Source organism: Oceanicaulis sp. HTCC2633 (assembly GCF_000152745.1).
Taxonomy (GTDB): domain Bacteria; phylum Pseudomonadota; class Alphaproteobacteria; order Caulobacterales; family Maricaulaceae; genus Oceanicaulis.
Window position 1 is genome coordinate 1,813,327 of the sequence record NZ_CH672428.1, and the last position, 10,536, is coordinate 1,823,862.

Annotated in this window: 8 protein-coding genes; 2 read left to right on the top strand and 6 right to left on the bottom strand. The window is 55.1% G+C overall.

The annotated features are described in order from the left end of the window. The 5 genes from OA2633_RS08560 to OA2633_RS08580 form a co-directional block, all read right to left on the bottom strand. On the bottom strand, positions 1–617 hold a 617-nt coding region (locus OA2633_RS08560), incomplete at its 3' end, for an AMP-binding protein (RefSeq protein ID WP_009802134.1). Between the two features lie 126 nt (positions 618–743). Continuing rightward, positions 744–2,372: a GMC family oxidoreductase gene (locus OA2633_RS08565; protein WP_009802135.1), complete on the bottom strand. Its 1,629-nt coding sequence runs from the start codon at positions 2,370–2,372 to the stop codon at positions 744–746. 31 nt (positions 2,373–2,403) lie between these two features. Beyond that, the gene (locus OA2633_RS08570) at positions 2,404–3,849 is read right to left on the bottom strand and encodes an aldehyde dehydrogenase family protein (RefSeq protein WP_040612565.1); all 1,446 of its coding nucleotides are present in this window, start codon (positions 3,847–3,849) and stop codon (positions 2,404–2,406) included. 10 nt (positions 3,850–3,859) lie between these two features. Continuing rightward, positions 3,860–4,333, bottom strand: a complete 474-nt coding sequence (locus OA2633_RS16715; RefSeq protein WP_040612567.1) for a rubredoxin — start codon at positions 4,331–4,333, stop codon at positions 3,860–3,862. A gap of 174 nt (positions 4,334–4,507) precedes the next feature. Then, entirely contained in the window at positions 4,508–5,719 is a 1,212-nt protein-coding gene (locus OA2633_RS08580) for an alkane 1-monooxygenase (protein WP_009802138.1), read from the bottom strand. A gap of 210 nt (positions 5,720–5,929) precedes the next feature. On the opposite strand from OA2633_RS08580, the gene OA2633_RS08585 reads away from it, so the two are divergent. Further along, a complete protein-coding gene (locus OA2633_RS08585; RefSeq protein ID WP_009802139.1) occupies positions 5,930–8,545 on the top strand; it encodes a LuxR C-terminal-related transcriptional regulator in 2,616 nt (871 codons plus the stop codon). A 30-nt stretch (positions 8,546–8,575) separates the two neighbouring features. Further along, positions 8,576–9,757, top strand: a complete 1,182-nt coding sequence (locus OA2633_RS15855) for an NAD(P)/FAD-dependent oxidoreductase (RefSeq protein ID WP_009802140.1) — start codon at positions 8,576–8,578, stop codon at positions 9,755–9,757. Between the two features lie 517 nt (positions 9,758–10,274). Here the strand turns inward: OA2633_RS15855 and OA2633_RS15860 are convergent. Then, a complete protein-coding gene (locus OA2633_RS15860) occupies positions 10,275–10,535 on the bottom strand; it encodes a DUF2274 domain-containing protein (RefSeq protein WP_009802141.1) in 261 nt (86 codons plus the stop codon). Position 10,536: the final 1 nt, after the last annotated feature.

Below are 10,536 nucleotides of genomic sequence, written 5' to 3' on the forward strand. Positions count from 1 at the left end.
GAATGTAACACCGTAGAGCGGTGCGAATACAGAACGCCCTTGGGGTTTCCTGTAGTCCCGGAAGTATAGCAAAGGCTGGATGCATCATTCTCATCGACATCCACCCAATCGGCGTTTTCGTCGCCCGAGGCCAGGAAGTCCTCGTAGAACACAAGTCCGGGGATTTTTCTTGCTGCTTTTTCATCACGCACGGACATAAGAACGAAGGTATCGACAGTCGTCAGCTTCTCCTTGATCCCCTCAATGATCGGCAGGAACGTCTTGTCAAAAAAGATGACCCGATCTTTCGCGTGGTTGATGATATAGACAAGCTGTTCCGGGAAAAGGCGCGGATTGATCGTGTGACATACCATTCCACAGCAGGAAATGCCAAAGTAGCATTCTAGATGCCGCGCATTGTTCCACGCGATCGTCGCCACGCGATCCCCTTTGAAGAGCCCCATCTTTGTCAGCGCCGAGCCGAGCTGCCGGGATCTGTCAGAAATACCTTTCCAGTTCGTCTTAGTCTTTGTGCCATCTGTTTCCACCGACACAATCTCGGTGTCGCCGTGGTAGCGAGCTCCGTGGTCGATCAGTGAATGAATGGTCAGTGGCATAGCCATCATCTGTCCGCGCATTTGGCTTCCTCTTCAGAACTTGAATTTTGGGTTGGAATCGTGCCGTTCTGAAACTGCTCGAAGCTTCTTACAATAAACCCCATCGCCCCCTGACACCGGACTGTTTTTCGCTTTTCATCATAAAGTTCAGGCAACTGAACGACTCCTGTCAAAAATACGCACCTGCCCCAGAATGATCTCGGCCGCATTCTCAGCGATGACCATGGTCGGGGCGTTTGTGTTGCCGGCGACAAGGCTTGGCATGATGGATGCGTCCACCACTCGCAGCCCAGATACACCGCGAACTTTTAGTTCCGGATCTACAACTGAAGCCTCGTCCGCACCCATTCGGCATGTGCCAACCGGGTGATAGATTGTTTCTGCGCTTTCCCGAATGAATGCCGCAATCTCATCGTCGGTCTGTACGGATTTGCCGGGGTGCACTTCGTATTTGCTGTGCGCAGACATTGCCGGAGCTTCGAGGATCCTGCGCCCGGCTTTAAAGGCCGCAATCATCGTTTTCATATCTTCCGGATCCCCAAGATAATTCGGCTGAATCAGAGGATCGTCCATCGGATCCGGGCTTTTGAGGCCAATATAGCCGCGGCTCTTTGGCAAAAGATCGCAGATGTGAAGCGTATAGCCATAACCAAAAGCGATCTTGCGGCCATGATCCTTCAGATATGTGGGCAGGAAGTGAAACTGAACATTCGGCCTATCGCGGTCAGGGGACGACTTAATGAACCCACCGCTTTCCGCAACATTTGACGTGAGAAACCCTTTACGTCTGAAGATGTAGGAAAACAAACCACCAATGCCACGCGGCAGAAAGCTGGGCGCGACACCGATCGGGCGCCGTGAGCTAGCAGCATGCATAATCGTTACATCGAGGTGGTCGGCCATGTTCTTGCCCACCTCGGGAAGGTCGTGAACGACGGCTAGACCATGCCGTTTAATTTCTTGGGCATCCCCGATACCTGACAGAAGGAGAAGTTGAGGCGAATTCACGGCCCCGCCAGACAGGATCACCTCGCCGCCGGCATTGAGACGCAGTTGGCGATATTCGCCGCCCTGCCGCAAGGTGACACCCGTTGCGGACTTTTCTTCCATGACGACGCGGGTCACACGGGCGTCGGTGATGACTTCAAGATTGGAACGGGACTCAGCCCCCCGCAGAAAGGCTTGCGCCGAACTCCAGCGCCTTCCGTCCTTTTGCGTGACCTGGTACATGCCCAGCCCCTCTTGCGAACCGCTATTAAAATCGCCGTTGTGAGGAATCTGCAATTCACGCCCAGCCTGTACGAAATCGCGGCTCAAAGGGTTCACGGTTTTCAGCTCGCTCACGGAAAGCTCGCCGCCCTTACCATGACTATCGGATGCTCCGAACCGATGGTTGTCTTCGATCCGCTTGAACAGGTCTGTCATGCGGTCCCAGCCCCAGACATCCGTGCCTGCCTCGGACGCCCAGTAGTCGTAATCGGCCTTGTGCCCGCGGATATAGACCATGGCGTTGATGGACGACGACCCGCCCAGTGTTTTGCCACGAGGCCAGAACAGTCTACGGCCATTCAAATGTTCTTGTGGTTCGGTATCGAATGCCCAGTTCAGCTTTTTGCTATTGGCCAACAATGCGATCCCCACTGGCATGTGAATCAGGGGGTTCTTATCCTTTGGGCCCGCTTCGATAAGCGCGACGCGTTTTGCCGGGTTTGCAGACAACCGGTTGGCCAGAACGCAACCGGCGGATCCGGCGCCGACGATGATATAGTCGTACATTTCTTATCTCCCTATTGGTTCCGGGCGGCTGTTATCCAAGCACCCGGACCACGATGTTTATGAGGCGGCGTACAAAGCCCGTGTAAGGCGGGAAAAGCATGTGCGTAATCGAATGCTTTTCCTCCAGCACAGCTTTTTCATGCGAAAATGCCTTGAAGCCATATTCCCCATGGGCCGCCCCGATGCCGGAGTTGTTGACGCCGCCAAATGGCAGGTTCGGGTGCAGGAAATGCACAACAGTAAGGTTTACGCCCACCGCGCCCGAAGAGGTGCGCGTGATAATCTGGTCAGCGAAGTCCTTGCTTTTGTCGAAGATATAAAGAGCAAGGGGCTTGGGGTTTGCGTTGATCTTGTCGATAACTTTGTCCAGATCAACATATTCGATGATCGGCAAAATTGGCCCGAACAGCTCTTCCTGAGTGATTTCCATATCATCCGAAACCTCGGAAATCAGCGTCGGGGCAACGAAGTTCTGGCCCGCATCGGTCTGACCGCCCTGAAGGATACTTGCGCCTTTGGCACGGGCATCCTCGATCAGGTTGCGCAGCCGGTCAAAATGCCTATCGTTCACGATCCGGCAATAGTCGGGCGTTGCTTTTTGTGCCTCGGGCGTTTTCCCATAGACCCGACCGATCTCGGCCTGAAGCGCGGTCTTGAACGCGGCCGATACATCGCGGTGCACATACACATGATCGGGGGCGATACAGGTCTGACCGTTGTTTGAGAACTTGCCCCAGACGATGTTTCGCGCGGCCTTTTTGATATTGGCGTTGGGCCCGACGATAGTGGGCGACTTGCCACCAAGTTCCAGAGTGACCGATGTCAGGCTTTTTGCCGCCGCCTCCATCACGACCTTGCCGATCGCCGGGCTGCCCGTGAAGAATATGTGGTCGAAGGGCAGTGACAGAAGCTCCTGGGAAACCAAGGCATCGCCTTCGATGACCTTGACCAGATCCGGTGTGAACGCCTCTTCCACGATGTCGGTGATGACCTGGGCCGCATTCGGTGTCATTTCGGACGGCTTGATAATGGCGCTGTTGCCGGCCGCGATTGCCGAAACCAGCGGCCCGAGCGAAAGATTCACCGGATAATTCCAGGGCGCGATGATCAGGCATACACCCTTGGCCTCGGGGCGAACCCGTGCCTTGGTGCCAAACACCCCCAAAGTGGCGCGCGCCCGTTTGGGGCGCATCCACGACTTCAGATGGTGTTTGGTGTGCCGGATTTCCTGAAGCACAGGAAAGATCTCGGTCAGTTTCACTTCTTCGGCGGGTTTGCGAAAATCAGCCGCGCAAGCCGCGATGATTTTGTCCTCGTTCCGTTTGACGGCCTCTGCCAGGCGGTCCAGCTGTGCGATACGTGCCTTGCGGTCAAAGACCGCCCGCCGGGCAAGTTGTGCTCGAATCTGGGTGTCAAACGCCGCTCGGATGTCATCGGCACCGGCTGTTTTGGCGGGAAATGAGGCAACCTGATTCATGTTCACGCTCTTATTTTTCTTCGTAGAGGACATAGTCCTCTTTCGTGGCACCACAGTCCGGGCAGCACCAATCATCGGGGATCTGGCTGAACAAAGTTCCCGGCGGAAAACCTTCGTGTTCGTCGCCAAGGGCTTCGTCGTAGATATGACCGCATGTGATGCAAAGCCATTTCCGGTAGGCGGTTCCGGCGGCGGGGGCCGCCTGTGCCACCGGAGCAGGCGGCGGTGCGGCGGCAGGAGCGGCAACCGCCACGGGTGCGGGTGCCGGGGCCGGAGCGGATGTCGGTGCCGGTGCCGGGGTTGGTGTAGGCGCTGCGGCTTCTCCGATCAGCAAAAAGTCCTCTTTGTCGCGGACCGCGCAATCGGGGCACGCAAAGTCTTCGGGCACTTGCGACCACGGCGTTCCCGGCGGGAAACCTTCATGCGGGTGGCCCTGGATTTCATCGTAGGTGTATCCGCAATCCGGGCATTGATATTTGGCCATTGTTCATTCCTCCCTTACACACATGAGTTGACAGGCAAGCACATGCGTCGTCCCAGATTTTCTGTCGGTTGTGTCTGCGGCCCCGTCTTCGAGTGCGAGCAAGGGGCTGTTTGTCAGGTCAGGGTTGGCCCCATCGGGGCCAACGCCTTTGTCTGAGATGCCAAGCCTTGGGTTTTATTCGGCGGGCATTGCGGCAGGCTGCGCAGGTGCGACCGACCCGAATTTGCGGTCATAGTAGTCGCGCATACCGGGTTCGATCTGGATCTTGTTCAGATCGCCTTTGGCCCAGTCCAGGACACGATGATCCATGATCGACCGGAACCAGGAGGGGATCAGCGCGGCAAAGAACATCCCGGGATAGCCCGAAGGAAGCGCAGGCAGATCCTTGAAGTCCCGCAGGGATTGATAGGACCGCGTCGGGTGCGCGTGGTGGTCCGAGTGCCGCTGCAGGTGGAACAGGATCAGGTTGGACATGATATGGTTCGAGTTCCACGAATGGTGCGGCTTCTGATGCTCATACTTGCCGTTGGGCAGTTTTTCGCGCAGCAAGCCATAATGCTCGATATAGTTGGCCGAAGTCAGCTGCCACCATCCGTACGCCATCTGAATGGGCAGGAACACAAGCATGATGGGCCCGAAGAATGCCAGCAGCCCGGCGTAAAGAACGACGGTAATGATCAGCGGCTGAAGAATTTCGTTATCCAGGCTCCAGACGCTCTTACCACTCCGCTCAAGGCGCACCTCTTCTAGCTCCCAAGCGCGTTTGAAAGCCCCGGGGATTTCGCGGGTTGCGAAAGAATAGATGTTTTCGCCCATACGCGAGGTTGCCGGGTCTTTCGGGGTGGCCACGTCACGGTGGTGCCCTTTGTTATGTTCGATGAAGAAGTGGCCATAGCCCACCACTGCCAGCACCAGTTTTGCCATCCAGCGATCAAAAGCTTCCTTCTTGTGACCGAGTTCATGGCCGGTGTTCAGCGCCAAACCGTTGACGACCCCCAGCGACAGTGCCAGCGCGACGAATTCGAGCGCATTCAGAGAATGGGTTGCGACCCACCAGCAAGACCCGATCAAAGCCGCATAATGCATGGGCACCGTCAGATAAGTAAGCACGCGATAATATCGGTCTCTTTCAAGATCAGGTACGGCCGATTCGGGGGGATTGGAAAAATCCTCGCCAAACATAGCGTCCAGCATCGGAACCGCCAGATACCATAAAATCAGCACAGTCCCGTACCAGATGCTCCAGCCGGTTACCGAGACCAGATACAGTCCGATTAGCGGCGTTGCCGGCCAGAATACGGACAAAATCCAAAAATACCGTTTCTTATCAACGTATACTTCATCGGCGCCAGCTTGCGCCGTGGACGCTTGGCTTAGATCGCTCATAGTCTACTCCTCCCAAGGAAAAGGCTGTTGTAAGTTTCTGTATTGGCCAGAAGAGCATCTCCTTTTCGTACTTGCTGCTTCTTGCCGCTTGGAATTAAGCTGCCTCTCAATCAGGTCACCCCACAACTACACGTTCGTGTAGTTTAGAGTTTTTGTGCGCTAGGTAAGATGTCGGCACGCCTACGATACATCACTTTCAGGGAGGGAGGGATGATTAAGACCTCCAGCGCAATCCCGAACGACATCTACGATTTTCTGGAACGCATGAATGTCCGTCAAAAGAAATTGACTCAGGGCTGCCTGAGACGTGACAGACTGGATATTGCGGGACACCCCGGCGCGAAATGCCTCCTTTATCAGGCACCTCGCGGCTTCGGCAAATCAGTGCAGATCGCCTTGTGCGCCCAATCGGCTGCCGACCGAGGAGACGATTGTATCTATCTGGACCTGTCGTCGTTCTGGCCAGAGAGCGTCTCTGAAGCGGACCTTATTGCAACCGCGATTGTCGCAATGCTTTCGCCACCGGACCTTCCCGTCACGTCCGGTGATCGCGGCCCAGAGATCATCGCACTGCGCCTTCTTTTCGATTGGAAAAGACCCGTCATGATTTGCTTGGACGGCGTTTCTGACTCTGCCGCCACACAGAGATTTCTGAAAACGATCACCCTGGAAACGCCAGAAGCCGTTCGACTGGTAGTAAGCGGGCACCAACCGGGCACGTTGGTCACCCTGTCGGTAGTTTCGCATGTGGTTACGATCGGTCCAAGAGAGTTAAGCTTCACTCTTGACGAGACATGTTCAATTCTACCGTTGGAAGCCGACCGGGCGACGAAGATATACAACAAGACGGCTGGTTGGCCGCTTCTATGCGCACTGGCTGGCAAATCGAAAGCATCAGGCGACGCGATCGCTGACCTTTCAGAGGTTCAGGCATACTTCGAAACCGACGTACTGGCACAGATTACGCGGCCGCTCCTCGATCACCTGATTAACGCCAGTTGGCTGGAGGAAATCACGGCAGACTGCAGCGATTATGTGTTCAAGATTAACGATTCCAGTTGCAAATTGGCAGAACTAGCATCGCGCCACGGGCTTTTGATATCCAGCGTTGAAAAACCAAAATGCTATGAAATGAACCGGGCCCTGAAAGAGTACCTGCGCAATCGTTTCATCGAAGCAAATGGATCGCGTCGGTCGTATTTCCTAAAACGTATCGCATTCTGGCATTGGCGAAAAAAAGAGTACCGTTTGGTCGTGGATGTTGCTCTTCGCGCACACGATCACAACTGGGCCAAACGGCTAACTGATCAAGCTCTGTTCGATCTAGCCCTGAGACAAGGAGAGATTGAGGCCTTGACGATCTGGTTCACGGGCATTCCCAGAGCCAAACTGCTTCAGATGCCATCCTTGGCTATCGGATATGCTTGGGTGCTGTACTTCAGTCAACGCGCACAGGAAGCACAGGATGTGCTTTCCAGGCTGAACGACCAGAGGGTTTCCGCACCTTCGGAGGAGGAAGATTCGAATGGCTGGGGGAAACTGGTGCATGCCATCGGTCTTGCCACCCACGATGAATTGAAAGAAAGCGATGAAAGATGCGCGGCCTGGGTTGATACCTATGGGTCGGCCAATCCTGTCGGCCATGCCGCGGCACAGACGTGCAGAGCATTCATCGCCGCTTCCGGCAGGCAGTTTGCTGCCCTTTCAGATCAAATAGCCTCCGCCACGGTCGTGAGCGGCGCGGTCCGTCACCGTTATGCGTTTGGCTGGCTTGCTGCTGCTGGGATTCTGGCTAAGCTGCTCAATGGCGACATCTATGGCGCGCGCAGCGAGATTCGTCGCGCACAGAAAAACGAAAACGTCGCCCATGAGCGCACACCCTTTATCAAAGGAATGCTCGCGGCCTTCGAGCTTCAGGTCCAAACAGAAGAAGAGTCGATCACACCCGATGAGCGTCTTGTGCAAGAGGCTCTGGATTTTGCGCTGGAATTCGGGGTGACGGATGTGGTGTGGAACACCGTCCGAAGCGCGGCCGAGATCTATATTCGCCAGGGTGACACATTGCAGGCGTTCTTGTTGCTTGAACGTTGCCGCCTGATGGCAAAGGATCGCGGTCTGAAGCGGCTGGGCATTCTGGTGCGATTGGGCTCCGAAGTCTTTGCTATGGGAACCCGAACCAGCACTCCGCTCTCGACCGAGCCGCTTCCGTCCGACGAAGACCTGCTGTTTCTGCCAAACCAGAATCGCGCCATCCAGGCGGAAATCGCCTTGCTAGAAGCCTCAAGATTTCTGCGAGACGGCAAACTGGGCCTGGCCGAGATGCACGCTCGAAAAGCCCTTTCCAACTTTTCCGCCGTCCGAGACCAACGCGGAGAAATCAGGGCGCAATATACGCTTGCGACTGCAATTTATCTGATGGGCGAAAAAAAGCAGGCGCTGAAAAGAATCGCCGATGCCGATCTGAAGGCACAACAACTGGGCGCTTTCAGGTCCTTGATAAACAGGCGGCATTTTCTGCGTGTCATCAGTCCAGCGGCGAAAGCGTTCTTGGATCAACGGACAACTCAGGTCGCCAGGACCAAAGTACCTGCGCATGATGTGCAGATTACTGAACGCCCCTTTGCATATAGATCGGCCCCCATAAGTCAGAAGCAGGTAATCGTCCTGCAACATGCCGCACTTGGGCTGAGCAACAAGGAAATTGCAGTGCGCATGCATGTCACGGAAGACACCGTGAAGTGGCATTTCAGAAAAATTTTGCGTGGTCTAAACGTCGCCAATCGCACCGAGGCAGTAATGGCTGCGCGCTCGCTTAGCCTCATCTAAACAATCGGTAAACCCGGGGAGGAAAGAAACATGAACACAACTGTGATTATCGGCAATGGAGCGGCCGGAACAAATGCTGCCGCAACCTTGCGCATGAATGGCTACGAAGGTGCGATAAAACTTATTGGCGATGAGGTGTCGCTGCCTTATCAGCGCCCGCCTCTGTCCAAGGCGTGGCTGCAGGGACCGGATAGACCGCAGCCAACTCTGATACGTCCTCTTTCATTCTACGAAGACAATCGCATCGACCTGATGCGGGCGCGCAAGGTCGTCAAGATTGATAGGAATAAGCGTAGAATCCACTTTGCGGACGGGAAGACGATGAAATTCAATACCTTGATCCTTGCCACAGGGGCATCGCCGCGTCGTCTTAATGCGAAGGGCGCGAACCTGAAAGGGATCCACTATCTGAGAGACCTGGGCGATTCGGCAAGGCTTCGCCAAGCCTTGAGCGATCCTGGCTGTCGCGACGTTGCAATCATTGGCGCCGGTGTTATCGGGCTCGAAGTGGCCTCTGCCGCGGTCAATCTTGGGAGAACCGTCACTGTTGTCGAGGCCGCCGCTCGCGCCATGGCCCGCGTTGCCTCACCCGCAACAACCAATTTCGTTACTCAGAAGCTGAAAGATGCCGGTGTTCAGTTTCTCTTCAATCAGAAGATTGAGAGGTTCGGCGCCGCTGATCGCCGCGTTTCCTCGATCCATCTTGGCGATGGATCCCAAATAAAGACCGATCTCGTGTTGGCGGGGATTGGTGCAACACCCAATATTGCGCTTGCCGAAGCCGCGGGCCTGGAATGTGACAATGGTATCTGCGTCGATCAGGACATGCGGACATCTGACTCCGAAATATTTGCAATCGGAGATTGTGCCCGCGGTGAAAACGAATTCGCATCCGGAAAACTGCGTATCGAAACCATTCACAATGCAACCACGCAGGCCCAGATTGCGGCAGCGGCCATTTGCAACAAAGAACGTCCTACCCCAGTTCCCCCACGGTTCTGGTCCGATCTCAAAGACATGAAGGTTCAGGCGGTCGGAATATCGTCCGGTTACGATCTGGTTCGCAGCGATGCTTCTCAGCATCCACCAACTTTGGAAACGCATCTGAAATGCGGCGAACGTCTTATCGCAGCCGAGATCGTAAACCTTCCCAATCGTCAGAGCGCCCTTGCGAGAGCGATTTCTCCGCGCATTCCAGTTGACACTCAATAATCCACAATCAGGTCTGATTTTGGGGCGAGTTCGGCCACTTTTTCTGCTTCGAAGCCGCATCCAGAGTATTGGACAGATTCCACACCTCGTTCTTTGCGCCTGGATTTGAATTTTCAATAGGTTGTCCATTGGGCGATGCCGAAGGAGACTGATGTTCCGACACGTCAACTTCGCCGGAGGAACACCACATGGACATGCATCAGAATGCGCGCACTGACCCGATCCTTTTGGACGCGGCCACGAACAAAGAATCACCTGGCTGCATTCATGGAGGTAAAGCGATTTCGGCCTGAAGAAATCATATCGAAATTGCGCAAGGCGGAGGCAACTGTGCGCATCGCGACGACTGCCACCCTGCTTTCTTCCCACAAAGACAGCTATACTCAACAGGACATTGACAGCTGGCGATCCAGCCCTCCCGCCAGGTTCCTCACAGGCGGTAGCCACCGGAAGGCGAAGCTTTTTTGGTGATTGAACGCTCGATGCCTGGATGGCCGTGATGATGAAGCTTCGGACATCAGGTGATTTGTGGTTCCGACGTTGACCGGGGGGAGTAAGGCGACCGGCCACTTTTTCGAGATTTCGAGAAACCACGATCTGTCGCCATGAACCGCGCCAACATAGGTGCGATAAGCTTTGCGGCTTCGTTCTTCTGTCCGGTCTCACGGGCCAGCACGTCAGCATAGGCAACAAGATCGCGATGCACATCGGCGGGAAGTTCAATACTCAATTTGACAGGTTTATCGTCTGGGATGGCGCCGAGTTTCAATTTGGTCATG